Here is a 26,236-nt window from a genome sequence, read left to right as displayed (position 1 = left end):
GGCCGTTTCATTATTTGTACCACCCCGGCCTGCCTGAGGCTGTGGGCAGCTTTGAGAGGTCCGCCGCATGCTCGGCTATATCCTGCAACGCATCCTCGCCGCGATTCCGGTGATGGGATTTGTCGCACTCTTTGTATTCTTGCTGCTGCGGCTGACGCCCGGCGATCCGGCAGCGATCATTGCGGGCGATACCGCCACCCCCGCACAGCTAGAGGCGATCCGGACCTCGCTGGGGCTAAACGACCCGCTGTTTACGCAATTCTTCAGATGGATTGGCCAGCTTTTTCAGGGTGATTTTGGCACCTCTATCATTTCTGGCAAACCGGTAATCGAACTCATCGCCGCACGGATGGAGCCGACTATCAGTCTGGCGCTGACCACTATCGTGCTCTCCGTCGCCATTGCCGTGCCGCTGGGTGTGATCGCGGCGTGGAAACACGGCACATTGATTGACCGCTTTGTTATGCTGCTATCAGTATTGGGCTTTTCGGTGCCGGTCTTTGTGATCGGCTATCTGATGATCTCGCTTTTTTCGATGCAACTGGGCTGGTTTCCGGTGCAGGGGTTCAAGCCCATTGGCGACGGCGTAGGCAAATTCTTCCACACCATCGCGCTGCCGACTTTCACGCTGACGCTGCTTTATATCGCGTTGATCGCTCGGATCACCCGCACTTCGATGCTGGAGATTTTGGGCGATGACTATGTGCGTACGGCGCGGGCCAAAGGACTGCCTGAAAGCCGCGTGTTGATGCGCCATGCGCTGCGCAACTGTTCGGTGCCGATCATCACGGTGATCGGGATCGGGCTGGCGCTGATCATCTCGGGCGTGGTGGTGACCGAAAGCGTGTTCAACCTGCCGGGTCTGGGGCGCCTCACCGTCGATGCCGTGCTGGCGCGGGACTATCCGGTGATTCAGGCGGTGATCCTGCTGGCCTCGCTGATCTATGTGGTCATCAATCTGCTGATCGACATCGCTTATGTAATTCTTGATCCAAGGATCCGTTACGCATGACAGATCAATCAACCCCTCTTGCCCCGCGACAGCGCATCTCTCCGGTGTCGCGTGTGGCCGAGATTGTCACCTCCAGCCCTGTGGTGCTGATCGCCTCGATCATCTTGTTGGTGGTCGTCCTGACGGCACTCTTTGCACCTTGGCTCGTGCCCCATGATCCGGTGCGGTTAACCCCTTCCGTGCGGCTCAAACCCCCGTCAGAGACCTATTGGCTGGGCACCGACGCTTACGGGCGCGATCTGTTTTCGCGGATCTTGATGGGCGGACGGGTGTCCTTGGTCGTGGGTGTGGCGGCCGCGATCTTTGCGGTTTTCTTCGGGCTGATCCTCGGGCTTTTCGCAGGCTACATCCGCTGGATCGACGCGGTGTTGATGCGCATGGTCGACGGGTTGATGGCAATTCCCAGCATCCTTTTGGCGATTGCGATTGTCTCGCTCTGGGGGGCGACGATCTGGACAGTGCTCATCGCGATCACCATTCCCGAAGTGCCCCGCGTGGTGCGTCTGGTCCGCTCGCTGGTGCTTTCGGCGCGGGAGGAGCCTTACGTTGAGGCGGCGATTGCGGCGGGGTCCTCCACTGCGCTGATCATGCGCCGCCATCTGGTGCCCAACACCATCGCGCCGCTGATCATCCAAGGCACCTATATCTGCGCGTCCGCGATCCTGACCGAAGCGATCCTGTCGTTTTTGGGCGCGGGCATCAACCCATCGACACCAAGCTGGGGCAATATCATGGCCGAAGGGCGCATCTATTTCCAGATCAACCCCGGCATCGTACTCTGGCCCGGTCTGGTCGTCTCGGTTGCGATCTTGTCGATCAATCTTTTGGGGGACGCGGTGCGCGACGCACTTGATCCTCGCATGGCCAAGCGGGGGATCGAAAGATGAGCAATGGTTTGTTGGATATTCGCAATCTGCGGATCGCGTTGAACGGCAACAAGGACCAGCAGGTTGTCAAAGGGCTGAATCTGTCGATCGAGCCGGGGCAAACTATGTGTCTGGTCGGCGAAAGCGGCTCCGGTAAATCGCTGAGCGCGCTGGCGACTATGGGGCTGTTGCCGCCGGTTTTGTCGCCGATTGCGGGCTCGATCAAACTCAAGGGGGAGGAGTTGCTCGGGGCCAGTCCCGCGCGGATGCGTGAATTGCGGGCCACCTCGATGTCGATGATCTTTCAGGAGCCGATGACCGCGCTTAATCCGGTTGCCCGCGTCGGCCAACAGATTGAAGAGGTATTGGAGTTTCACACCAACCTGTCACAATCGGCCCGCCGCAAGCGGGTGATGGAGATGATGGAAGGCGTGCATCTGCCCGATGTGGAAAAGATGTATCGCAGCTTCCCGCACCAGCTTTCGGGCGGGCAGCGCCAGCGTATCATGATCGCCATGGCGCTGGTGATGGGGCCGCAACTGCTGATCGCAGACGAGCCGACAACTGCGCTTGATGTCACCACGCAGGCCCAAATCCTCAGCCTGATCCGCGAATTGCGCGAGCAGCAGGGCACGGCAGTTTTGTTCATCACCCACGACATGGGGGTTGTTTCGGAGATTGCCGATGATGTGACAGTGCTGAAGCTTGGCGAAGTGATGGAGACCCAGAACGTCGAAAACCTGCTGCGCCATCCGCAGACCGATTATACGCGCCAGCTTTTACAGGCGGTGCCGAGCCATGTGCCGCGCATGGCCCGTGCAGAGGGCTCGAAGGAGATTGTGCTGAGCACCGACAAACTTTGTAAAACCTACGGCGGCGGCGGGATCTTTACCCGCGCGCGGGAGGTAAAGGCGGCGCAGGATGTCAGCATCAAGTTGATGAAGGGCCGCACGCTGGGGATTGTCGGCGAAAGCGGGTCGGGCAAATCGACCGTGGCACGCTGTATCATGCGGCTGATTGATCCGACCTCGGGCAGCATCATGGTCGGTGGCAGTGATATCGCAACGCTGAAACAGCGCGAGCTGAAACCGCAGCGCAAGAAAATCCAGATCGTCTTTCAAGATCCGATGCGTTCGCTCAACCCGCGCATCGAGGTAGGGCAGTCGATCATCGAAGGGCCGCTAAACTTTGGCGTGCCCCGCGCCAAGGCGATGGCGCGTGCCCGTGAATTGCTCGAGCTTGTGGGCCTTCCCGCCAGCGCCATCGACCGCTTTCCGCACCAGTTCTCCGGCGGCCAGCGCCAGCGCATCGCGATTGCCCGTGCACTGGCAATGGAACCTGACGTGCTGGTCGCGGATGAGGCGGTATCGGCCTTGGACGTTTCTGTGCAGGCGCAGGTGCTGGAGCTTTTGGCAGAGCTGCAACAGCGGCTTGGCCTTGGTATTTTGTTCATCACCCACGACCTCGGCGTGGCCGCGCAAATCTGCGACGAGGTGATCGTGATGCAGTACGGCCGCGTCGTCGAATACGGTCCCGCCGCTCAGGTTTTGGGCGCGCCACAAGAGGATTACACCAAAGCCCTGATCTCTGCCGCACCGGGCCGGGACTGGGATTTCGCCAATTTTCGCCCCTTCTCCGAGGCGCCATTGGCCCCCTGATTTTTCAAACGAGGACACCTGCTATGGCCGTTTTGCCAATTATCGAAGACAGCTCTGACGAGCTGACCGCAATTTTCAAAGATCTACATGCCCACCCCGAGATCGGCTTTCAGGAGGTCCGCACCTCCGCCATTGTGGCAGAAAAGCTCAAGGAATACGGGGTCGACGAGGTTCATACCGGACTCGGGCAGACGGGCGTTGTCGGGATCATCAAGGGTAATCGCGAAGGCTCGCGCCGGATCGGCTTGCGTGCCGATATGGACGCATTGCCGATCCATGAGGAAACCAATCTGGCTTATGCCTCGACCAACGCCGGCGTCATGCATGCCTGCGGTCATGACAGTCACACCACCATGTTGCTCGGGGCGGCCAAACATCTGGCGCAGACCCGTGATTTCGCAGGCACTGCCGTGCTAATTTTCCAACCCGCCGAAGAGGGGCTGGGCGGCGCGCGCGATATGCTCAAAGACGGGTTGTTCGATAAATTTCCCTGCGACGAGATTTACGGCATGCACAACATGCCCAACGGTGCGCCTGGGACGGTCGGCATCTGCAAAGGCGCGGCGATGGCGGGGGCCTCGTTTTTCGACATTAAGGTGAAGGGTAAGGGCAGCCATGCCGCCATGCCTCACCAGTCGCGTGACCCTTTGGTGATTGCCTCGGCGCTGGTCGGGTCGCTGCAAACCATCCTGTCGCGCAATGTGCCGCCCTTGGATACTTGCGTGCTGTCGGTCACCCAGCTTCACGCCGGATCAGCCTATAATATCGTGCCGGACACGGCGACGCTGGCGGGCACCATTCGCTATTTCAAGGACGAGGTGATCCAACTCGCCGAGACACGCATCAAGGAGCTTTGCGCCGGATTTGCCACCGCCTATAGCGTGGAAATTTCGGTTGAAATCCGCAATGTCTTTGACGTGCTGATGAACGATTCCGACCTGTCTGACGCCTATATGGAAGCGGCGAGCGACATTGTCGGCAAGGAAAACATCTCCGGCACCGACGAGCCTGCGACGGGGTCCGAGGACTTCGCCGATATGCTGAAAGTCGTGCCCGGTGCCTATTGCCGTATCGGTCATTCCGGCACTACCGGACTGCATAACCCCAGCTTTTTTCTCGATCCCGACGTCTTGCCTGTGGGTGCCTCGATCATGGCGCGCATTGTCGAACGTCGTTTGTCAGCCTGAAGGATATTTTCATGAACCCGATAGATTTGCCTTTTGACGCCGATGAGATGTTGGCGGGCTTGAAGCCATGGATCGAATGCGAAAGCCCGACCCATGATGCCGCTGCCGTGGACCGGATGATGGATCTGGCCGCTTATGATCTGGCCGCCCACGCGACTGTGGAGCGGATTCCGGGTCGGATGGGCTTTGGCGGTTGTGTGCGGGCGCGCTTTCCGCACCCTGATATGGGCAAAAAGCCCGGCATCCTGATTGCGGGCCATATGGACACCGTGCACCCGATCGGCACGCTGGATGTGCTGCCCTTCAAACGCGAGGGCGATATCTGCTACGGGCCCGGTATCATGGATATGAAGGGCGGGAATTACGCCAGTGTCGAGGCGCTGCGCCAGTTGATCCGTGCAGGGCTGCAAACGCCGCTGCCGGTGACTGTGCTTTTTACCCCCGACGAGGAAGTCGGCACCCCCTCGACCCGCAGCCTGATCGAGGCTGAGGCCGCACGCAACAAATACGTACTGGTGCCCGAACCTGCCCATGAAGATGGCGGTGTCACCATCGGGCGCTATGCGATTGCGCGGTTTAACCTGCGTACCATCGGCCAGCCCAGCCATGCCGGTGCGCGGCTCAAGGATGGCAAATCGGCGATTGCAGCTATGGCACGCAAGATCATCGAGATCGAAGATATGACCGGCCCCGACTGCACCTTCAGCGTCGGCGTTATCCATGCGGGCCAATGGGTCAATTGCGTGTCGTCGGTCTGCCATGCCGAGGCGCTGACCATGGCCAAAAAGCAAGAGGATCTTGATGAAGGCGTGGCGCGGATGATGGCGCTGCAAGGCGTCGCGAATGGCGTGGAATTCGAGGTCACCCGCGGGGTGACGCGGCCAGTTTGGCAGCCGGATCAATCGGGTACGATGCAGATGTTCGACGTCGCCAAGCAGATCGCCAAGGAGATCGGGTTTGAGCTGAACGGTGCCAGCCAAGGGGGCGGCTCGGACGGCAACTTTACCGGTAATATGGGCATCCCGACGCTCGACAGTCTCGGCGTGCGCGGCGACGGTTTGCACACGCTGAATGAACATATCAAGGTCTCTAGCCTCGTAGAACGCGCCCAGTTGATAGCTGGGCTGCTGATGCGGCTCGACTGAGTTTTTGTAACGAGTATCGCCGCGCCGACCTGAGGAGTTTTTCAGGGCGGCGCGGTTTTTCAATCAAGCGCCTTCGCGCGGGCTATCCGCCCGTTTCGCCAAGCGTCGGGCCATGTCGACCATCCGCGCGGAGAACCCCCATTCATTGTCGTACCAGCCAAACACCCTTAGCTGGTGCTGGCCCATCGCCAAAGTCTCGGGCAAGGCGAGGATCAGGGATTCAGGTCGCCCGCGCAGGTCGCGCGATACGCAAGGATCGTTGAGGGAGCCGATCACCCTAGATTGCGCGGCGATGCTTTCCAAAAACGCTTCGGGGGCAATGGTCAGCGCCGCTTTAAATTGCAAAGTCGCGTCGATGGCCGAGACGCTCAGGCAGGGCACCCGCACGGCGGCGACGCTGGTGCGCGCGCCAATCTCGGGCAGGATTTGTGTCAGCTCCTGTGCGGCGCTGGTGGTGGTGGGCACCATCGATTCAGCGCCCGCGCGGCTGCGGGCAAGGTCGCCACGGGCTGCATCCACCATCGGCTGGCTCGCAGTGTAGCAGTGAATCGTGGTGACATGCGCCCGCTCGATCTGTGCCGCTGCATTGATCGCCCGCAGCAATGGTGCAATGGCATTGGTGGTGCAGGAGGAATTCGAAACGATACGGGCATCGCCCAAGGCCGCGTCGTTGGCCCCCGTCACTACCGTAACATCGGCAAAGGCAGAAGGGCCCGAAATCAGCACAGCACGCGCGCCAGCAGCAAGCCCGCGTTCGGCCATCGCGCGGCTGGTGAGCTTGCCGGTACATTCCAACAGCACATCGACGCCGGAGAGATCGGTGCCGGTAATATCCGACGCATGTGAGAACGGCACGCGCGACGCGCCAATTCTAAGCGCGCTGCCGTCGATTTTGACGTCAGCGGGCAGCGGGCCGTAGGTGCTGTCGTACTTCAGCAGATAGGCGCAGGTTTCAAGCGGGGCGATGTCATTGATCAGCGCGATCGTGACGTCAGCCTGTGCCGGCTCAGACAAAATCTGCCGCAGGACCGTGCGGCCAATGCGTCCGAAACCGTTGATGGCAATACGCATCTGCTCTCTCTTCAAACAACTCTGTGTGAGAGACTGTTGTCAAATATTCGCTCCTAAGACCATCACCTTTTTAAGGGGGAGCCCCTGATGCAAGGTGGCATTTGCGCGAGGCCCTGCGCGCACTGAACAGCGCGCGCAGTGGGGCGGTTTAGTCTCGGGTTGCGCCCTCGGCATCGCCGCGCTGCATGCCGGATCTAACCTTGCGGGCAAAGAACAGCGGCAGGATGAAACCGATAATCGCCACGATCCAAAGGCCGATGGCCAGCGGGCTGTCGATCAGGGTCCACCAGTTGCCATTGTCGATGGTGATGGCGCGGCGCAGGTTGTTTTCCATCGCGTTGCCGAGCAGCGTGCCCAAAATAATCGGTACCAGTGGCACGTCAAATTTGCGCAACACCCAGCCCAACAGGCCAAAGCCGATCATCACCAAAAGATCGAAGGATGAGCCGGAGATCCCGTAGATCCCGACAAAGGACACCATCGCGACCACTGGCATCAGCACCCGTGGCGGCACCAGTAAAAGCCGCGTGAAGATGCCGACCATCGGAATGTTCAGCGCCAAGAGCATGAAGTTCGCGATAAAGAGCGCGGCAATCAGCCCCCAGACCACATCAGGATTGTTGGAAAAGAGCAGCGGCCCCGGCGTGATGTTGAGCGACAAGAGCACCGCGAGCAGCACCGCCGTGGTCCCCGATCCGGGCACCCCGAGTGCAAGCATCGGCACCAGTGCGCCGCCTGCTGCGGCGTTATTGCCCGCCTCGGGGGCAGCAACGCCACGCGGATCGCCCGTGCCGAATGTGCCGTCTTTATCGACCATACGTTTTTCCAGCGAGTAGGACAGGAACGAGCCCAGCGAAGCCCCAGCACCCGGTAGAACGCCGGCAAGAAAGCCCACGAAGGACGAGCGTAGCATGGTCGGCGTACAGGCTTTGAGCATCGACATTGGCGGGGTTAGCCGCCCGATGACGATGGTCTTGCCCTTGGCACTGGCCTCGCCGTGACGGTTCTCCAGAAAGATGAACACTTCGGACAGCGCGAAAAGGCCAACAATCGCCACGAGGAAATCAAGCCCGTCATAGAGGTGGACCTCGCCAAAAGTGAAGCGCGGCACGCCGGTTTGCGAGTCGACACCGATCATCGCAAAGCCCAATCCCAAGGCGGCAGCGAAAGCCGATTTGGCCTGATTGGTCGACGACACGCCACCTAAGGTCATAAAGGCCAGCGCGAACAGCGCGAAGTATTCCGCAGGGCCGAACAGCAAAGCGATTTTGACCAACTGCGGGGCTAGCAGGATCAACCCCCATGTCGCAAAAAACGCGCCGACGAAGGACGAGATGCCCGAGAGCGACAGCGCTTCGCCTGCCATGCCTTTTTGCGCCATCGGGTAGCCGTCAATACAGGTCATCATCGCAGGCTCGTCGCCCGGTATGTTGAGCAGGATCGACGAAATACGCCCGCCATACATCGCCCCGTAGTAAACGGAAGTTAGCAAGATCAGCGAAGGTGTCGCTGCCAGACCTAAAGTAAAGGCCAGCGGGATGAGGATCGCCACGCCGTTTGATGGGCCAAGACCGGGCAGCGCGCCCATGATTGTGCCCAGAAAACAGCCCAGCAGGGCGAGACCGATGTTCTGCCATGTCAGCGCGATGACAAATCCATCGGCAAGGCTTGATAATGTATCCATAGTGTTGACCCCTAAAAGCCGAGCGGGCCGCGGGCGAGCGATAGCCCCAGCACCAGATGAAACACCACGTAGATCCCGACAGACGTCCCGACGCCTGTCATACAGGCCCCCAGAATGGACGAGCCGAGACGCCATGACAGGTAGGCGGCGGCAAATGCGGTGGCGATGACAAAGCCCGCCACAGGCAACAATTGCGCATAAAGGATCATTACTACCGCAGCAGCGAGGATCTCGATCAATTGTCCCAGCGGTGGCCAGATCGGCTCGGGGTCGGGGCGCAGCGCGATTACGGCGCTTGAAAGCCCCAGAACAGCGGCGATAATATAGGGGAAGGCCTTGGGGCCAACAGCGTCTGACAGAAAGCTCTCTTTGATCAGGCTGGCCGCGATGGCAAAACCGATAGCGAGAAGCACGCCGAACACGCCGAAAATTCGATCACTCACGGCGATCTCCTTTTTCTAGGGCGAAAATTGGGGGGAGGGGGTGGGGACGCAGAAGAACTGCGCCCCGCAGAGTAACTTTCGATTACTCGATGATGCCGATCTCGCGCGAGATGCCTTCGATCTGCGCGACGGAGTTTGCAACAAACTCCTGGAACGCAGCGCCTTGCAGATCAAGTGGAGCCATACCGTTGGTGGCCATCACTTCTTTCCACGCGTCGCTGGCATAAAGCGTGCCGATCTTTTCGACCCAGCCTTCATAGGCCTCGTCCGACATGCCGCCCGGTGCGTAAAACCCGCGCCAGTTTGCGCCAATCGCATCGACGCCTTGCTCACGCGCTGTCGGGAATTCGGCAAACTCGCCGTCCAGACGCTCGGGCGCGAGCACGGCGAGCACACGGATGTCACCGCTTTCGACAAAACCTTTGGCTTCGGACACGTCACCGGTGAATGCCTGCACGGAGCCCGCCAAAAGCTGGGTGACAGCCTCGCCGCCGCCATCAAAGGCGATATATTTGACCGAACGTACATCGTCGATGCCATAGGCATTTGCCGCGATCAGAACCTTGAGGTGATCCCAGCCACCAACCGCAGAGCCGCCCGCAATGGAGATCGACGTGGGGTCGTTCTTCATCGCATCAAGCAGGCCAGTCAGGTCAGCAATCTCGCTATCTTTCGCAACCGCGATTACGCCGTAGTCGGCACCGATGGAGGCCAGCCAGCGCACTTCGTTCATGTTGTTGCCAGGATAGGCACCCTGCGCCAGACGGGTCGAAGTCGCGGCGGATGCTGCAATGATCAGATCATTGTCATCGTTGCGCTTGTTGACGACCTCGGCAAAGGCCACGCCGCCACCGCCGCCGGCAAGGTTCACGACCTGCATGGTTTTCTCGATCAGGCCTTGGTCCTGCATGGATTTGCCGACCTGACGGCAGGTGAAATCCCAACCGCCACCGGGGTTGGCGGGGGCGATGCACTCAGGGTTTTCTGGAGTGAAGCCTTCGGCAGTTGCCGTGAACGCGGATGCGCCAACCAGCAGGGCAGCCAGAGTGAGGCGGGTTGATTTGAACATATGTGTTTCCTCCACAAAATTTGTTGCGCGCACGCGGGCGCGGTCAGCTGTCGCGCCGCCAATCCATCTGCAATTTACAGAATCCTCCCGGCGGGCTAAGCAAAGGAGGTACCCCTTTAACCTGTCACGAACCTGTCACTTGGGGCATATCGACATTTCAGTTGCTTAATCGGGGGCAAAAACAACGGTGCGAATTCTGATCGTCGAGGATGCTACGGACATGGCTGAGGCCATCGTCACGCGGTTGGCGCGGTCGGGTATGGCCTGCGATCTGGCCGAAAACGTCGCCGAGGCCGAAGGGTATCTGGCGGTCCAGCGCTATGACGCTGTGGTGCTGGATATTAATCTACCGGACGGGCTGGGCACCGATCTGCTGCGCCGTTTGCGCAATCGTGGGGACCGGACGCCGGTGCTGATGCTCACCGCGCTATTCTCAGTAGATGACCGGGTCAGCGCCCTTGATTTGGGCGCCGATGATTACCTTGTGAAGCCTTTCGACCATCGCGAGCTTGAGGCGCGGCTACGGGCCTTATTGCGGCGAGAGACCGATCAGAAAGGCGATGTGCTGAAGGTTGCAGAGCTGTCGTTCTTCCCCGCTACGCTCAGCGCTGATCATTCCGGAAACCGGCTTGAACTGACGCGGCGCGAGGCGGCCCTGTTGGGGGTGCTCTTGCGCCATGCACGGCAGACGATCAGCAAGGAGCGGCTTTATGAAGGGATATATTCCTTTGATGATGTCGACGTCGGGCTGAACGCAATCGAGCTTTATATTGGGCGCTTGCGCCGAAAGATCGCCGGGTCAGGGGCGGTGATCGAGACCCAGCGCGGCATCGGCTACCGGATTATTGAAAGTGAATGACAGCGGGGCCCGCGCGGCGGTGCCGTTTCGCACATCGTTGATGTCGCGGGTCATGCTGGGGGTCTTGGCCCTGTTGACTGCGGGCGGGATGATCGTGGCACTTGCGGCGCTGGCCTATGGCAAACAGGCGGCGCGGCAGTCCTATGATCGCTTGCTGGTCGGTGCGGCCCAAGACATTGCGGAATCCACCAAGATCGTGAACGGCGCGCCAGTCGTGGACCTGCCTGTATCAGCGTTTTCGCTGTTGTCCTTGGCCTTGGATGATCGGATTTCCTATGCGGTGCGCGAGGCCGATGGCACCTTGCTAACGGGTTATGACACTGCACCGATAACTCGCGATGGCGGCGATTTAACCTTGTTTGACGATAAGCTGCACGAGGAGGCCGCTCGTTTCGCAACCGTTGCCCGCCGCTTTGCCGAACGCGACTATTCCGGCACGGTGTATTTCACCGTCGGGCATACGCTCAGGGCCCGCAATGTCATGGCGATCGAGCTGACGAAGACCGCGCTGATGGGGGTTGGTGTTGCGGGGCTGATCCTGATGATCAGCGCGTTTTTCGTGATCCGCTCCACCATGCGGCCGCTGCAGCATATGGCCTCGGACCTGCTCAAGCGCGACCCCTACGACCTGACACCAATGCCCACCCAAGGCCCCGCCGAAGTAACAGTGGCGATTGCCGCGATGAACCAGTTTATGCGGCGTCTGGACCGGCAAGTCAGTGCGATGCGCAACCTGATTTCGGATGCTGCCCACCAGCTGCGCACCCCTGTTGCTGCGATCCGCGCCCATGCCGAACTGGTGGCGGAGCAAGGTGTCTCCGGGGAGCAACAACAGGGTTTGGAGCGGTTGCTAAAGCGCACGCGATCTTTGGGTAGCCTGCTGGATCAGATGCTATCGCGGGCGATGGTGATCCACCGCACCGACAACGCGCCGCCCGAACCTGTCGATCTGCGCGACATCGCTTTGCATGTGATCGAGCTGGAGGATCACATGGTGCTGTCGCCCGAGGCAGTTGTCGAACTGGTTATCGACGGTGATGAGGTGATGGTTTTTGCCGATGAGATCTCGCTGCGCGAAGCGGTGAAGAACATGCTCACCAACGCGCTGAAGCACGGCTCCTCGCCGATCCGCGTGGGCGTGACACGCAAGGGCACTTTGGCGGAAATCTGGGTTGCTGATGCGGGGGTCGGTCCAGCACCGGAGGTGCTGGCGCAGGTAGGTTCGCGGTTTGAACGGTTTGCAGCCTCAAAAGGAGCCAGCGCAGGCTTGGGTCTTTCGATTGTTAACGCGGTCGCCGAGGCGTTTCAGGGCAGCATGCATATCGGGCAGGTCGAGGGCGGTTTTAGGGTGACAATGACTTTCCCCGCGATGGGGGGCGACAATGCGCAATAGCTGGCTTTGGGTGGCCCTGAAATTTGCGCTTTTGGTGCCAGCAACGGTCTCGGCGCAGGAGAAAATGGCACAATTCTCGGCGCCGGAGGCGCAGGCGGAAGTCACGCTCGTGCTGCGCTCCACCACGGATATCGACGTTCTACAGCCGATCATTGAGGCTTTTGTAGTGCAAAACCCCGAAATTGCAGTCACCTACGAACAATGGGGATCAAACGCGCTGTTCGAGAATAGTTTGGCGGCTTGCGCGGGGGATGCGGGCTCGGCCAGTGCGGTGTTTTCGTCGGGCGTGCATCAGATGATTGATCTGGTAAACCGCGCTTGCGCCAGCGCATACCGCTCCGAGCAGACCACCGCTTTGCCCGCCGCGCGGCGCTGGCGCGACGAGCTTTGGGGCATCACCAAAGAGCCCGCTGTGATCATCTACAACACCGATCTGGTCCCCGCCGAAGACGCGCCAAAAACGCGGTTTGCTCTGCTGGATCTTATGCGCCGCCCGACCTCGATCTACCGCGGGAAGATCGCTACCTATAACATCGAGGCGTCCGGCCTCGGCTATCTTTTCGCCTTTATGGACAGCTTGGAGGCCTCGACTTTCGGTGCGCTTCTGGAGGGGTTTTCGCGCACAGATGCGGTCGCTACCTGTTGTTCGTCTGAGATCATCAAGGGGGTGTCAAAAGGCGACTACCTCATCGCCTATAACGTATTAGGGTCCTATGTAGACAGCGCGACCTTTGACAATATCGGCGTTATCCATCCGCAGGATTACACGCTGTTCCTGTCGCGGGCCTATATGATCCCCAAAGACGGGCCGGAAAAGCAGGCCGCAGCGCTGCTCCTCGATTTTATGCTGTCGCCGCGCGGGCAAAGCTTGTTGAAGGCGCGCAACCTGTTTTATGCCGAGAACAGCGATGCCTCCCCCCTGCCGAAAAGCGCCGAGCGCGGCATCGCGATTGAGCCGACTTTGCTGGTGGCGGGCGACAAACATCGCCGCGAGCAATTCGTCAACCTATGGCGCTCGGCCTTTGCGCAGCATGACACGGCGCGCTGAGCGGCCTTGGCACCTCGCATTTAATGCCCCATGAACACGGCAAGTTCGGTCTGGTCGAGCATTGCGCGGGTGGTGCCGCCGAGCACGGTCTGCAACATCCGCGCATGCCCATAAGCGCCCATCACCACAAGATCAGCCCCGAAGCCCTGCGCGTGGTCCTGAATGCATTTGCCGACCCCGTGCCCACCGCTGGGGATTTGTGAAACGGTGACGTGACACCCATGATGGCTGAGCCAAGCCGCCATGTCGGTGCCCGGGTCCGGTCCGTCATGCTGTAGCGTCATGATCGGATCGATGCAGGCGATGACGACTTCTTGGGCCTGTTTGAGGTGAGGTAGAGCGAAATGCACCGCACTTGCGGCCGCTTCGCTGCTGTCCCATGCCACAAAAATGCGTTCGGGATTGAGTGACGGTGGACCGTTAAGCCGGAACCCGATCGGCGAATGGAACAGGATGCCGGAGGCCGCCTCGCGCAGGATATCGGGGGTGTTGCGCAAGTTGTCGGCAAAGTAGGCCTCATCGCTGACCCGCGCCGCACGCGCCACATGATGCTTGATTTCGAGGGTGGGGCAGATTACCGGTTGAACCTCGCCGGAGACGGCGCTTTTGGCCAACAATTTCTCTACCTCATCGGCGCGATCTTGATGGTTCAAGCGGGTCGCGGCGATCAGATCAGTCCAGTTTTCAGCGATGTCCATACCGCCGTAAGGCAGGGCGCTGTAGGCGTAAAGCGGCACAGAATGGGATACCCCGACGATCAGGCAGATCAGATGATCTTCGCGCTCTGCGGCGGCTTCTGCGGCCTCGCTGATTTTGTGGTCAGGGGTATCAGCATTCATCACATAAAGTAGTGTCCGGCGTGTCATCGGCCTCTCCCTCTAGCTGTTTTTCAAGCCCGAATGCGGGCGGGTTCAAACAAGGATGACACGGGCGCGCTGGCCTGAGGTTGACAAAGATCAATGCTAGAACGGAATTCCCGCGATCCTTCGGGGCCTCATTGGCGGTGCAGCCCCTTAGGTTAGATGTGGGGAGGGCGGTGCGGAAATTCAAATCCACGGACAAATTATAGATGTTTGCGCCACGGCCTTCGGTTAGTTTTGTATTGCTTCGAGGTAGTCGAGCAACTCTTCGAAGTCGGTTTCGAGTACTTCGCCATCAGCACCGCCAATTGGGTAGACGTGGCTTAGGCCGATAGCAGAAAAATCGGGCATCGAGGAATCGGGATCGTCTTTTTCAAGCCGTCCCATGACAAAACGCCGGACAAACTCGCGCGGAAAATAGCCGTCGTTGCGCTGCTGCAAGCCCGTGAGGTCGGGGGCCGAGACGCTCATACCCAACGCCGCCGAGCCCGAGCCCTCGCCGTTTGGACCATGGCATTTCGAGCATTCTTTGGTGTAGACGTATTTCCCGCGGTTCTGGGATTTGGCCCCTTCGGGTGCGGTATTGGAACAGGCGGCGAGCAAAATCGTACAGAGGCTGATGTTTAGAAATCTGCGGGGGAGCATGTGGGGTCCTCTAGTGCTGGTTCTATTGGGGGCTGTCTTCTTTGCAATAACCTTAGGGTAGATTCAGCATTGGGACTTGATCTGCGTCAATGGGAGATACCATTTCATGTGAGTTAAAGTTTAGCAGGTAGAATTTGGTACGTTCCAATCGCGCTATGGTATCCAAGCCCAGCAGCACCCCAACTCGGCCGGCTTCGCCGTTACTGATGCCGAAGAAGGAAAATATCGAAATATAAATAACATAATCTATATTACCAGCTTTAGTGGCGTCGCCTGGCGCGCGCTACCCCAACTTGTCAGGAAACAATCTGTTGTTGATGAGAGGAATCGATATGGGCGCCGTATACACCCAACTCACTGCGAAGCAACGTGTCTGCCAAGAGACCATCTACCGCTACATCTACTCCAAAGAAGGCACGAAAGATGAGTTGTGGTGGTATCTGCCGACACAACAATGTCGCGCCGAGCACGCAAGCGCCATCCACCAAAAATTTCACCGCGACGGCAGTATCATGTTCCGCCCGGATGATGTCACATCGACGGGGGCCCAAATAATTCCTAGCAAATGCTTGAACAGAGGCACCAGCCGAGGTGCTTGAGGCAAAAGCCACGGTCTTAGCTCCTGTGCACACTTGCATTCGGAAAGCAGATCAACCTTCCCTTAGCCAATTAAAGCAGGCCACCCCCCTAGATCTGCCGCCATAGTTTGGACAAAACAGCGAGTTATTTTCACCACAAGTAACTGCATAACTCCTTGTATAACCAGCGTGATAGCGCGCGGTACGTGAAAATGCTTTAGGATCAAATGACGTTGATTGAATTTTTTACATATTCATACGACCCGGTTCTGATCGGGATTGCCGCCCTTTGGGGGCTGGCATTTCTTGTCCTGACATGGATCTGGCGCAGCCACGTCTTCGAGGGCAAGAAGTACTTTATTATCTCGTTTTGTGCGATCTTGTGGTGGGTTTTCTCGCTCGGGATGGAAATCGCCTCGACAGGCCTTCAGCCCAAAATGGTCTGGGCGCTGTCCGCATGGCTGGCAATTGCGATCCTTCCGGTGACGTGGTGCCTGCATATTGAGGAATTTGTGCGCGGCCGCGATTTGATGCAAAACCCCATGCTCCGCGTCCTTGTCATCGGCGTGCCTACGGTCATCGGCCTTGTGGCATTGACCGACCCTTGGCACCATCTGATGTTCACCGAGGCCACCGCCCTTTCGCAAGACGGCGCGCGCGTGCACTACGCTCATGGCATTATGTTTTTCGTTTCGGCTTTGGTGCTTTACGGATTTGTCCTGCGGGCAGTCGGGCTGCTTATACGCGGTGTCTTGGGGACAAGCGGCAGTGCCAGTTCTCTGCTGATGACCTTGATCGTGGTGACCTGCGCGCCGCTGACAGCTAATGGGCTTTATGTGTTCGCAGGCATCACCGTTTTTGGCATTGATCCGACGTCGATGATGTTCTCGCTGGGGTTGATCGCCTATAGCTGGATGTTGGTGACTAACCGTGTTCTTGATACCAAGGCGCTGGGTCGCGATGCGTTGTTCGACGTCTCCAGCGATCCGGTTCTAGTGATCGACAAAGACCACAAGCTGATCTCGTGGAATGATGCCGCAGCAGTACAACTGTTTAACGACGACGGCCCCGAGCTGGCTCCGGGGGCACGCCTGAAGTGTGCGGCTTTGGCCTTTATTTCCGATCTCAAACCCTCGGGCGGGACAGTGTTTGGCCAGCAATTCAGCGTTGGTGATCGGGTTTATGAGCCTCGGGCGGTCCATATCGCCTGCCCGATTGATCCCGCTGGCCGCAACATAGGCTGGAGCGTCACCTTTTTCGACGTCACTGAACGGGTGCAATTCGAGCAATCACTGCAATCAGCCCTCACAGCCGCACAGCAAGCCGCGGAAGCAAAGGACAACTTCCTTGCCGTGGTCAGCCATGAATTGCGCACCCCGATGACCTCGCTGAAGGGTGGCGTAGACATGGCGTTGAGCGGCAAGCTTGGTGTGATGCCCGCACCCGTCAACAAGGCGCTGGTGATCGCGCAACGCAACGCCAACCGTCTGTCGCGGCTGATCAATGACGTGCTTGATGTGCAAAAGCTGGAGTTGAACAAGTTCGAGCTGAAGATCGAGCAGATTGACCTCGCCCAGATGTTGAGCAATGCCTTGGAAGAAAATAACCAGATGGCCACATCACGGCGTGTCGAACTGACCCGTCAAGACGATACAGACATTCTGCCCGTTGTGGCCGGTGACCCTTTCCGATTGCGTCAGGTGATCGACAATGTGATCTCGAACGCGATCAAATTCACCCCCGAAGGCGGCGGCTCGATCGAAATCTCGCTTGGCATATACGACGGTCTGGCCCGTGTTTCCGTGCGCGACCATGGGCGCGGTATTCCTGCGGGCAGCGAGAAGATCGTGTTCGGTCGCTTCAGCCAGATTGATGGCAGCAATACGCGCTCGGGCGAAGGCACCGGATTGGGGATGTATATCTCGCACCGGATCATGCAGCAGATGGACGGGCGTTTGCATTATGAAAGCGTCGAGACCCAAGGTTCGGTCTTCCATATCGAATTGCCTTGCCGCAGTGAGGACTGCCTGCAAAACGCTAAATGCGGGTAAGAGTTGGAGGCCCTGAGTGGTCGGCTTCGCGCCAGTTTATCCGACCTTGACCGTATTAATCCTGATCATCGCGCGGACGGCCATGATGGGTTAACGCTTCGACCAGCGCCGCCAACACCCCTTCGCGGCCTGAATTGACGCGCTGTACGACACCAAGCCTGCGATGAATCGGCGGTGCGCCAAAGGGGAACCAGTCAAGCGAAGCGGTGATCATATCCTGCAAGGCAATCTGTGGAATAATGGCAAACCCCAACCCTGCCTGCACACAACCCACCACCGCGAGCATCGTATTTACAGACACGACTTGCCGGGGAGAGGCGCCGAGACGTGCGAATTCGGTGTCGATCTGCCGCGCGAGGGGTACTTGCGTCCGGTAGCGGATATAGGGCACCGCGCGGACCAGATCATCCATCGAAATAGCGCCTGTACCCGGCGGGGTCAGCACAATCAGCGGCTCGGTCACCACAGCCGTCCAGCGCAGGCTGTTGGGCACCGCCACATGATCGGCCACCAGCGCGGCGTCCAGCTGTCCCGAGACGACCTCGCTCATCAATTCTTCCGACATGCCGACGCGGATGCGGAAATTCAGATCGGGAAAGCTGTTTCGCAGCGCGGCAAGTGATCGCGGCACCAGCGAATTTGCCCCTGTCCGCAGCGACCCGAACGCCAAAGTCCCGCGCACTTGCCCTCCCGTTACCGACGCTTTGGTATCGGTGACGATCTGCAGTATCGATTGGGCCGAGCGCACCATCTCCGCGCCCTTGGCAGTCAAAACCGGCGGGCGGCGGCCACGGTCAAACAGTTGTGCCCCCACCTCGGCCTCCAGCGCCGCGATCTGCTGGCTGACTGCCGAAGCCGTCAGGTTCACGGCTTGCGCCGCTGCGGCAAAGCCGCCGTGTTGGCTGATTGCGAGGAGCGTTTCGAGTTGGCGGGTATCCATCCCTTAAAGTAAGGGTTCCTAATCTTAATGGCAAGAATTAGGCGCTTTGCCTGCGTCATTCTTGTGTTATTCGGGTGAAGATTTGTTGCGGTGGTCATCATGATTTCGATCACACGCCCCCTTCCATGTCATCTGAAAGGACTTCCAATGCGCTTGCGTCATGATCCCGTCTATCCTTCGCGCCGCTCCCCGGTGCTCGCTGAAAATGTCGTCGCGACCTCACAGCCGCTGGCCACGCAGGTGGGGCTTTCAATTCTACAACAGGGCGGCAACGCCGTGGATGCGGCCATTGCTACAGCGGCGGTCCTGACAATTGTCGAACCGACCGGCTGCGGACTTGGCTCCGACGCGTTTTGTATTCTGTGGGATGGCAAGGAGCTGCACGGCCTGAACGCCTCGGGTCGCGCGCCTGCTGCATGGACCCCGGACCGCTTTTCCGGTGGGATGCCACAGCACGGTTGGGATTCCGTCACCGTGCCGGGCGCGGTCAGCGCTTGGGTTGAACTGTCGGAGCGGTTCGGGACGCTGGATTTGGCAACCGTGCTGGCCCCCGCGATCCGCTATGCCGAAGACGGGTTCATCGTGTCGCCAGTAGTGGGCACAGCTTGGGCCAAGGGCGCTGCGGTGCTCAAGGACCAACCCGGATTTGCCGAAACCTTTATGCCCAATGGTCATGCGCCCAAACCCGGCGAGCGGTTTCGCAATCCCGGTGCCGCACGCACCCTGCGCGCTATCGCCGAGACCAAGGGCCGTGCGTTCTATGAGGGCGAGATCGCCGAAGAGATTGCCGCCTTCGCCAAGGCCAACGGCGGCGCGATGACGGTCGAAGACCTCGCCGCACATCGCAACGATTGGTGTGGCACGATCAGCCAGACCTTTGATGATGTCGAACTGCACGAAATTCCACCAAACGGTCAGGGCATCGCGGCGCTGATGGCGCTTGGCATTTTGCAGCACACCAAAATTCGCGATTACGGCCCCGATGATCTGGCCGCCGCACACTTGCAGATCGAGGCCGTGAAGCTCGCCTATAGCGATCTACACGCCTATGTCTCGGACCGCGATCATATGGGCGAGGTCGATGAAACTGCCCTGCTCGACCCCGCCTATCTGAAATTCCGTGCCGCGCAGATCGACCCTGATCGGGCGCAGAATTTTGGCGCAGGTGCCCCCAAGCAAGGGGGAACCGTGTTGATGAACGTCGGCGACGCCTCTGGCATGATGGTCAGCTTCATCCAGTCCAATTATGCCGGTTTTGGTTCAGGCGTTGTGGTGCCGGGCACCGGCATTTCGATGCAGAACCGCGGCTTGGGCTTCACCACCGAACAGGGACATCCCAATCAGGTCGCACCGGGCAAGCGCCCGTTTCACACGATAATTCCCGGCTTTGCGATGAAGAATGGCGCGCCGCTGATGGCCTTCGGGATGATGGGCGGACCCATTCAGGCGATGGGCCACATGCAGCTGCTGCTGCGCACGCAATTGTGGGATCAGGACCCGCAAACCGCCGCCGATGCACCGCGCTGGCGGACCATTGAAGGCTTGGACGTTGCTTGCGAGCCGACCATGCTGCCCGAAGTGCTCGACGGTCTTAAAGCCCTCGGCCACAACATCCAGATCGAAGCGCCGGACAACGCCTTTGGCTTTGGCGGTGCGCAACTGGTGCAGCGTTTGGAAGGTGGCGGTTATGCTGCCGGATCAGACCCGCGCAAGGATGGACAAGCAGCTGGATTTTAACGATTGATGCGGGGTGGCCTGCCTGCATGTGTCCCAATTTTGGACATGCGCAGGCAGACCACCAAAGCGCATTTTGAACAACGCAGGCAGACCCCCCGAATGAACTGGATCAAACGCCTCGGCATTGACGCCTATATGCTGTTGCTGGTCGCCACGGTTGCGGCTGGCGTCGTGGTGCCTGCGCAGGGCCTGGCCGCCGAGGGGCTGCGCCATGTCACGTTCTGGGCAGTGTCTTTATTATTCTTCCTCTATGGTGCGAAGCTTGATCCTAGGGCTGTGCGCGCCGGGCTGACCAACTGGCGCCTACAAGGGCTGACCTTTGGCACAACCTATCTGTTGTTTCCCGCAATCGGGCTGGCACTTGCAGCGCTTTTCGGGCCGCTGCTGGGCACCACGATTACCTTGGGGCTGGTGTTTCTCGCGGTACTGCCGTCCACCGTGCAATCGTCAATCGCATTCACCTCTATTGCGGGCGGCAACGTGCCCGCCGCGATCTGTGCCGCCTCGGTTTCAAACCTCATCGGCGTGGTGCTGACGCCGCTTCTTGTGGCTTTGCTGCTGCACCAGGGTGATGGCGGCGTCAGCATGGATGCTGTGGGCAAGATCGGTTTGCAAATTCTGCTGCCCTTTGTGATCGGGCAATTGCTGCGGCCGTGGGTGGGGGGCTTTGTGCTACGTCACAGGGTCCTGACGATGACGGTCGACCGAGGCTCGATCATGCTAATCGTCTACTCCGCGTTCAGCGCGGGCACGGTGTCGGGGCTTTGGTCAGCGATTCCCGTGGCGACACTCGTGATGCTCTTTTTCGTGGTGTGGATTTTCTTGGCGCTGGGAATGGGGGCGATGATCGCATTGGGAAAGGCGACCCGTCTGCCCTATCCGGATCGGGCGGTGTTGTTTTACTGCGGCTCAACCAAAAGCCTCGCCAGCGGCCTGCCGATCGCAACGGCGCTATTCACCCCTGAAATGGTCGGTGCAATCGTCCTGCCGCTGATGATTTATCACATGTCCCAGCTGCTGGTCTGCGCATTCGTTTCGCAAAAGGCCTCGCGCCGGCAGGTCGCGGCGATCTGATCAAACGCCCCGCTGAAGCAGGCTTTTCGCCATCATCATATGCACGCCCTTTTCGCGGTTCACCGTCTGGGTGATGCGCAAATCACCAGCGAGGCTGCACAGCATATAGGCGTCTTCGCGGCTGATCCCCGCCCGCGTTGAAACCAACGTGATCATGTCGCGCAGCGCCATCTCGACACAGCGGTCAAGGTCGGGTGCCATGCCCATCGTGATGAAATGCGTGGGGGTTTCGGCCTGAGGATAGGTGAGGTCACGATCTTTCAGGACCGTCAGACGAAAATGCCCGCGCAGGGCGGTTTCAATCGCCGTGACGCAAACCTCGCCGTCCCCCTGCGCGCCGTGGCCGTCGCCGCATGAAAACAGCGCCCCTTCGGTAAAGATTGGCAGATAAAGCGTGGTGCCTTTAACCAGTTCCTTATTGTCGATATTGCCGCCATGCATCCGGGGTTCAATCGTTGAGATACGCCCCCAGTCGGCTGGCGGGGCCACGCCCATCACACCAAAAAACGGGGCCAGATCCAGCTCGAGCCCCCAAGGCAGCGTTGCGATGTTTTTGTCAGCATCCAGCGGGATGATCGTTTGATGCGCCTGCGGAAAATCCAAAGGCAGGGTGCCCGCCAAAGGCCGGAAGAAGTTAAAGCCCCAGTCCTGCCGCAAAGACACGTCCAGAATATCAATTTGCAGCACATCGCCAGGCATCGCGCCCGTCACAGCAACGGGTCCGGTCAGGATATGCCCCGGCATCGCGGGTACCCCTGCGGCGTGCAGTTCCAACAACTCGGGCGGGATGTGAAAGCCTTCTGGCGGCAGATTTTTCGGCCCGCCCGAAATGGTCTCGATGATCACTTCTCCGCCGCTCTCGATGGTCAGGGCGGGCGCAAGGGTGGCATCGAAAAAGCCCCAATGGCAGGTCTCTACCGAGGCGTTTAGAGTCGCGTGCGTCATCGTAATGTCCTTTTAAATTCAATCCTCAACTTGGCTGGTGATTGCCCAGAATACCTTCAATCAATATCTGCACACGCAGCGCTTCCTCCACCGTGGCCAAACGGTTTGGCTGGCCTGCAAGGAGAAGCGCCAGATCGTCCAGTTGCGCTTTTAAACTGGTTGCCCGCGTATCGGCGGCGGTCTGTTTAACCGCAACAAAGTCATCCCCATAGGAAATGGCATCTTGCGAGAATTCTGAAATCCGGCGGCTGGAGGTAGCGCCTTTGATCGTCACTTCCTGCCGGTCCGGCTGTGCGCCCCCGACGCTGCCCATGATGGTGACCGGAAGGCCATCTTGATTGACAAGCCGCGCCGCAACATGGGTTTCACACAGCTCCCCGCTTGCCGGATAGTCGGCATCGGCACGGACCAACGACAAGGGCCCCAAGATTCGTTCGCTGAAAAACACGAAGTGCGAGATCACCTCGCGTGTCATGCCGCCCTCGTCGCGAAAGCGCAGCCAGTCTGCCGCTTTTTGCCACGCCCGCGGCCAGTTTGCGTAAGTTACAATAATATCGACGCCCAGCAACTCACCAAGCTCGCCTGCCAGCACCGAGGCCTGCACATCCGTCAGGGCCGCACCCGCCGCTTGGGTAAAATTAACCGCTGTGGGCACGCCTGATGCCGTAAGCTTCTCGACCAGATCGCGGCTTTCTGCGATATCAACGCCGAGCGGTTTCTCAAGAAATACGGCTTTGCCCTGCTCTGCCGCCGCCAGCGCGTAAGCCTTGCGGGGCACAGGGGGGCACGCGAGATAGACCAGATCAGCTTGGGCAATTGCCGCCTCTGCGCTGGCGGCCAACGTTGCATCGGGTGCGAGTTTCTGGGCTGCACGGCAGGCGGCAGTATCGGGGTCCCAGAGGGTCACGACCGAAAACTCGGGGTGCAGCGTCATATGCTCCACCATGCGCTGGCCCATAATCCCAAGGCCAATCACTGCGGTTCTGATCGTCATCTGTCTCTCCTGATTTTACGCGCTTAAGCGAGCCGTTTGACGTTAGAAACGACTTTTCGCACCCGATGCCAACCCCACGTCGCAGGGCTCATGCAATGGCCGAGCCGGATGCAGGCTTATTTCTCGCGCTTTTGCAGCAAAAGCGACGCCAGACCCAAGAACGCCGAGACGATGATCAACAGCAACGAGACAGCGTTGAGCACTGGAGTCGATCCGAGCTTGAGTCGGTCAAACATGGTGATGGTCAACGGCGCGTCCGAGCCGACGAGCATCAAGGTGGTGTTGAAATTCTCGAAACTCATCAACACAGCCACGACCCCCGCCGCCCCCATCGCAGGATACAGAAACGGCAGCGTTACGGCGCGCACCGCCCCCCACCGCGTCGCACCAAGGTTCAGCGCCGCTTCCTCCAAGCTGAAGTCGAACTTCTGCAGACGCGCAGAAATGACCAGCGTGGCAAAGGTGGTGATGAAGGAAAACTGCCCCAACACGACCAAGATCAAACCGGGGCGCAGCCCGTCAAACCACAGGCCCGTCGCATCCTCCAGCGTGTTCGCCACCGAGGAGGAAAACACGAGAATCGAGATCCCCAAGATGATTCCGGGGATGATCAGTGGTAACAGCATCAGGATATAAAGGACGCTTTTGCCGCGAAAATCGTAGCGCACGAACAGAAAGGCGTTGCAGGTGCCCACTGCCACTGCCAGCAGCGCCACCCAAAAGGCCACGACCCCCGAAGTCACGATGGATCGCAGGATCGGTCGTTCATGAAACACGCCAATATGCGGAGCGGTGTCGCCGAAAAACCACGCCCAAGTGAAGCCGTTCCACGGCAGCGACGGGAACACGGAATCGTTAAAGGCGAACACACAAACAGTGACGAGCGGCAGCGCCAGAAAAATGAAAAACAGCGCCACATAGGCGCGGTAAGTCCATCTAAACGCGCCGCTTTGGGGGATACCGGTTATCATGTCTGCGCCATCGTTTTACCCAGCGATTGCCGCGATAGTTTGAGCCCGACAAAGACGATCAGCGAGGATAGGCCGAGCAGCAAGAACCCGAAGGCCGAGCCCAGCTCCCAGTTAAACCGCGTGATGAACTGGCTGTAGATCAGCCCGGTGAACCACAGGCTGTCTTTGCCGCCCAGCAAGATCGGCGTGAGGTAGTTGCCAAGGCTGAGCATGAACACCACGATACAGCCCGACACGATACCGGGCATGGCATGGGGAATGACGATCTCGCGCAGGATCGCGAAGCCGCTTGCGCCCAGATCATAGCCCGCTTCAATCAAGCTATCATCAAGGCTGTCCAGCGTCGTGACCAGCGGCACCACCATGAACAGCATCGACGTATAAACTAGCCCGACCATGATCGCGGCGTCGTTATACAGCATTTCGACCGGCGCATCGGCCAGTCCGACATATTGCAGCACGCCCGAAAACACCCCCGTCTCACGCAGCAGGATCATCCAGCCGAACGTCCGCACCAGTTCGCTGACCCAAAATGGAATCAGACACATCAAAAACAGGGTAGTTTTGGTGCGCCCGCGTGTCAGCTTGGCGATGTAATATGAGATCGGAAAACCGATCAGCAGGGTCAAAACCGTTGAGGCAATCGACATATAGGCCGTGCGCGCAAAGGTGTTCCAGTACAGCGGCTCGTTGAAAAACACCGCGTAATTGGCAAAGCTTGTCTCATACTCCCGCACGCCGACTTTTTCGCGCAACGACACGATAAACATGCCTACATGCGGCAGGATGATCAACGTCACGAGCCACAACAGCAGCGGTGCCAGCAGCAGATAGAAGGTGAGTTTCGAGCGATCAGTCACGGGCATAAACCCGCGTTTGTTCAGTCTCCCACCAGAAGTGCACCGCCCCCCCCTTTACCAGATCGCGGTACTCTCCGGTTTGCGGCAGGGCCACATTGATCTCGGCGCCGGAGAGTTGATCCAGCAACATCACTTGCGAGTTGGCCCCGTTGAACAGCACGTTCTGCACAATCCCCTCGCCGCCATTCCCGGCACTTTGCGGTGCGGAGCGCGACAGGCGGACCGCTTCGGGGCGCACAAAAACATGGGCTTTGGTGCCCTTGGCCAGCCCTGCCCCCGCAGCAACTCCCTGCAGGCTGCGTCCGCCTTGGGTGCGCAATGTCACCGCGTTGCCCGCGATGCTTTCAACTGTGGCCACGAACTTGTTCGCCTCGCCGACAAACCCCGCGACAAAGGCGGTTTGCGGCGCGTAGTATAACTCCTTAGGAGTGCCAACCTGTTCGAAAACACCATGGTTCATCACCGCGATCTGGTCCGACATTACCAGCGCTTCGGACTGGTCGTGGGTGATATACACAAAGGTGGTATTGAACTCGGCCTGCAACTGCTTGAGTTCGATTTTCATATGCTCGCGCAGCTTGAGATCCAGTGCGCCGAGCGGCTCATCGAGCAGCAACACATCCGGCTCAAGCACCATACACCGCGCAATCGCAACGCGCTGCTTTTGCCCGCCCGAAAGCGAACTGACGCTGCGATCTGCCACGCCGCCTAGGCCGACCCGCTCCAACACGTGCTCGACCTGTTGCTTGATATCAGACTTGTTGACCCCGCGCTGGCGCAGGCTAAAGCCCACATTGGCGCCAATATTCATCATTGGAAACAAAGCTAGATGTTGAAACACCATCGAGACCTGCCGCTTGTTCGGCGGCACATCCAGCACCGAACGGCCTTTGATCAACAGATCACCGCTCGTCGGTTTCTGGAACCCCGCGATCATCCGCAACAGTGTGGTCTTGCCACAGCCCGACGGCCCGAGAATGGAAAAGAACGTGCCCTGCGGCACGGTAAAGCTGATGTCCTTCACCGCCTTGAAGTCATCAAATGACTTGGAGATTTCGCGGGCTTCGAGGTCGGGGGTACTGGTCATCAATTGGCCTTCATAAAGAAGAGAAGCGCAGATATCCGCGCTTCTCTATCGTCTTGTCG

At 59.1% G+C, this 26,236-nt stretch carries 23 protein-coding genes and 1 pseudogene; 12 read left to right on the top strand and 12 right to left on the bottom strand.

Annotated features, from left to right (window positions below; translation table 11 throughout):
* Nucleotides 1-67 precede the first annotated feature (67 nt).
* The 5 genes from BM174_RS15595 to BM174_RS15575 are packed head-to-tail and all read left to right on the top strand — an operon-like array spanning nucleotide 68 to nucleotide 5,868.
* Nucleotides 68-1,012, top strand: coding sequence for an ABC transporter permease (locus tag BM174_RS15595; RefSeq protein ID WP_093924781.1), 945 nt, complete (start codon nucleotides 68-70; stop codon nucleotides 1,010-1,012).
* The gene (locus BM174_RS15590) at nucleotides 1,009-1,899 is read left to right on the top strand and encodes an ABC transporter permease (protein WP_093924780.1); all 891 of its coding nucleotides are present in this window, start codon (nucleotides 1,009-1,011) and stop codon (nucleotides 1,897-1,899) included. The genes BM174_RS15595 and BM174_RS15590 overlap by 4 nt, the downstream gene beginning before the upstream one ends.
* Nucleotides 1,896-3,536 carry an ABC transporter ATP-binding protein gene (locus BM174_RS15585; protein WP_093924779.1) on the top strand — a complete coding sequence of 547 codons (1,641 nt, stop codon included), beginning with the start codon at nucleotides 1,896-1,898 and terminating at the stop codon, nucleotides 3,534-3,536. The genes BM174_RS15590 and BM174_RS15585 overlap by 4 nt, the downstream gene beginning before the upstream one ends.
* Before the next feature lie 23 nt (nucleotides 3,537-3,559).
* On the top strand, nucleotides 3,560-4,723 hold the full coding sequence (locus BM174_RS15580; protein ID WP_093924778.1) for a M20 aminoacylase family protein: 1,164 nt from the start codon (nucleotides 3,560-3,562) through the stop codon (nucleotides 4,721-4,723).
* A gap of 11 nt (nucleotides 4,724-4,734) precedes the next feature.
* Nucleotides 4,735-5,868 carry a M20/M25/M40 family metallo-hydrolase gene (locus BM174_RS15575; RefSeq protein ID WP_093924777.1) on the top strand — a complete coding sequence of 378 codons (1,134 nt, stop codon included), beginning with the start codon at nucleotides 4,735-4,737 and terminating at the stop codon, nucleotides 5,866-5,868.
* A 63-nt stretch (nucleotides 5,869-5,931) separates the two neighbouring features.
* Here BM174_RS15575 and BM174_RS15570 read toward each other — a convergent pair whose 3' ends face one another.
* The 4 genes from BM174_RS15570 to BM174_RS15555 form a co-directional block, all read right to left on the bottom strand.
* Nucleotides 5,932-6,939 (bottom strand): type I glyceraldehyde-3-phosphate dehydrogenase, encoded by a 1,008-nt coding sequence (locus BM174_RS15570; protein ID WP_093924776.1) that lies wholly within the window; start codon nucleotides 6,937-6,939, stop codon nucleotides 5,932-5,934.
* A 148-nt stretch (nucleotides 6,940-7,087) separates the two neighbouring features.
* On the bottom strand, nucleotides 7,088-8,623 hold the full coding sequence (locus tag BM174_RS15565; RefSeq protein ID WP_093924775.1) for a tripartite tricarboxylate transporter permease: 1,536 nt from the start codon (nucleotides 8,621-8,623) through the stop codon (nucleotides 7,088-7,090).
* An 11-nt stretch (nucleotides 8,624-8,634) separates the two neighbouring features.
* Complete coding sequence (locus BM174_RS15560; protein ID WP_093924774.1) at nucleotides 8,635-9,066, bottom strand: tripartite tricarboxylate transporter TctB family protein; 432 nt, start codon at nucleotides 9,064-9,066, stop codon at nucleotides 8,635-8,637.
* Nucleotides 9,067-9,148: 82 nt separating this feature from the next.
* A complete protein-coding gene (locus BM174_RS15555) occupies nucleotides 9,149-10,135 on the bottom strand; it encodes a Bug family tripartite tricarboxylate transporter substrate binding protein (protein WP_093924773.1) in 987 nt (328 codons plus the stop codon).
* 187 nt (nucleotides 10,136-10,322) lie between these two features.
* Here BM174_RS15555 and BM174_RS15550 point away from each other — a divergent pair, with 187 nt between their 5' ends.
* The 3 genes from BM174_RS15550 to BM174_RS15540 are packed head-to-tail and all read left to right on the top strand — an operon-like array spanning nucleotide 10,323 to nucleotide 13,435.
* Nucleotides 10,323-10,994: a response regulator gene (locus tag BM174_RS15550; RefSeq protein ID WP_093924772.1), complete on the top strand. Its 672-nt coding sequence runs from the start codon at nucleotides 10,323-10,325 to the stop codon at nucleotides 10,992-10,994.
* Nucleotides 10,987-12,387, top strand: a complete 1,401-nt coding sequence (locus BM174_RS15545) for a sensor histidine kinase (RefSeq protein WP_245766397.1) — start codon at nucleotides 10,987-10,989, stop codon at nucleotides 12,385-12,387. Before BM174_RS15550 ends, BM174_RS15545 begins: the two co-directional genes overlap by 8 nt.
* The gene (locus BM174_RS15540; protein ID WP_177209499.1) at nucleotides 12,377-13,435 is read left to right on the top strand and encodes an ABC transporter substrate-binding protein; all 1,059 of its coding nucleotides are present in this window, start codon (nucleotides 12,377-12,379) and stop codon (nucleotides 13,433-13,435) included. The genes BM174_RS15545 and BM174_RS15540 overlap by 11 nt, the downstream gene beginning before the upstream one ends.
* A gap of 20 nt (nucleotides 13,436-13,455) precedes the next feature.
* On the opposite strand, the gene BM174_RS15535 is transcribed toward BM174_RS15540, so the two are convergent.
* Both BM174_RS15535 and BM174_RS15530 read right to left on the bottom strand, forming a co-directional pair.
* A complete protein-coding gene (locus BM174_RS15535; RefSeq protein WP_093924771.1) occupies nucleotides 13,456-14,301 on the bottom strand; it encodes a universal stress protein in 846 nt (281 codons plus the stop codon).
* Between the two features lie 225 nt (nucleotides 14,302-14,526).
* Nucleotides 14,527-14,940, bottom strand: a complete 414-nt coding sequence (locus tag BM174_RS15530) for a c-type cytochrome (RefSeq protein ID WP_093924770.1) — start codon at nucleotides 14,938-14,940, stop codon at nucleotides 14,527-14,529.
* A 359-nt stretch (nucleotides 14,941-15,299) separates the two neighbouring features.
* Between BM174_RS15530 and BM174_RS21745 the strand changes: the two are divergent.
* Nucleotides 15,300-15,473: pseudogene (locus BM174_RS21745) on the top strand (IS30 family transposase); the annotation flags it as partial.
* 278 nt (nucleotides 15,474-15,751) lie between these two features.
* Nucleotides 15,752-17,569 carry a sensor histidine kinase gene (locus tag BM174_RS15520; RefSeq protein WP_177209498.1) on the top strand — a complete coding sequence of 606 codons (1,818 nt, stop codon included), beginning with the start codon at nucleotides 15,752-15,754 and terminating at the stop codon, nucleotides 17,567-17,569.
* A gap of 55 nt (nucleotides 17,570-17,624) precedes the next feature.
* On the opposite strand, the gene BM174_RS15515 is transcribed toward BM174_RS15520, so the two are convergent.
* A complete protein-coding gene (locus BM174_RS15515) occupies nucleotides 17,625-18,509 on the bottom strand; it encodes a LysR family transcriptional regulator (RefSeq protein WP_093924767.1) in 885 nt (294 codons plus the stop codon).
* A gap of 147 nt (nucleotides 18,510-18,656) precedes the next feature.
* On the opposite strand from BM174_RS15515, the gene BM174_RS15510 reads away from it, so the two are divergent.
* Both BM174_RS15510 and BM174_RS15505 read left to right on the top strand, forming a co-directional pair.
* Nucleotides 18,657-20,246, top strand: coding sequence for a gamma-glutamyltransferase family protein (locus BM174_RS15510; protein ID WP_093924766.1), 1,590 nt, complete (start codon nucleotides 18,657-18,659; stop codon nucleotides 20,244-20,246).
* A 99-nt stretch (nucleotides 20,247-20,345) separates the two neighbouring features.
* Nucleotides 20,346-21,320 (top strand): bile acid:sodium symporter family protein, encoded by a 975-nt coding sequence (locus BM174_RS15505; protein ID WP_093924812.1) that lies wholly within the window; start codon nucleotides 20,346-20,348, stop codon nucleotides 21,318-21,320.
* Here the strand turns inward: BM174_RS15505 and BM174_RS15500 are convergent, their stop codons facing one another.
* The 5 genes from BM174_RS15500 to BM174_RS15480 form a co-directional block, all read right to left on the bottom strand.
* Nucleotides 21,321-22,265 (bottom strand): acetamidase/formamidase family protein, encoded by a 945-nt coding sequence (locus BM174_RS15500; RefSeq protein WP_093924765.1) that lies wholly within the window; start codon nucleotides 22,263-22,265, stop codon nucleotides 21,321-21,323.
* A 25-nt stretch (nucleotides 22,266-22,290) separates the two neighbouring features.
* Nucleotides 22,291-23,259 carry a Gfo/Idh/MocA family protein gene (locus BM174_RS15495; protein ID WP_093924764.1) on the bottom strand — a complete coding sequence of 323 codons (969 nt, stop codon included), beginning with the start codon at nucleotides 23,257-23,259 and terminating at the stop codon, nucleotides 22,291-22,293.
* A 116-nt stretch (nucleotides 23,260-23,375) separates the two neighbouring features.
* On the bottom strand, nucleotides 23,376-24,230 hold the full coding sequence (locus BM174_RS15490) for an ABC transporter permease (RefSeq protein WP_093924763.1): 855 nt from the start codon (nucleotides 24,228-24,230) through the stop codon (nucleotides 23,376-23,378).
* Nucleotides 24,227-25,090 carry an ABC transporter permease gene (locus BM174_RS15485; RefSeq protein ID WP_425442374.1) on the bottom strand — a complete coding sequence of 288 codons (864 nt, stop codon included), beginning with the start codon at nucleotides 25,088-25,090 and terminating at the stop codon, nucleotides 24,227-24,229. Before BM174_RS15485 ends, BM174_RS15490 begins: the two co-directional genes overlap by 4 nt.
* The gene (locus BM174_RS15480; RefSeq protein WP_093924761.1) at nucleotides 25,083-26,177 is read right to left on the bottom strand and encodes an ABC transporter ATP-binding protein; all 1,095 of its coding nucleotides are present in this window, start codon (nucleotides 26,175-26,177) and stop codon (nucleotides 25,083-25,085) included. Before BM174_RS15480 ends, BM174_RS15485 begins: the two co-directional genes overlap by 8 nt.
* Nucleotides 26,178-26,236 lie beyond the last annotated feature (59 nt).

This window comes from Sulfitobacter brevis (assembly GCF_900112755.1).
Lineage (GTDB): Bacteria > Pseudomonadota > Alphaproteobacteria > Rhodobacterales > Rhodobacteraceae > Sulfitobacter > Sulfitobacter brevis.
This window is presented reverse-complemented; position numbering and strand designations above follow the sequence as displayed.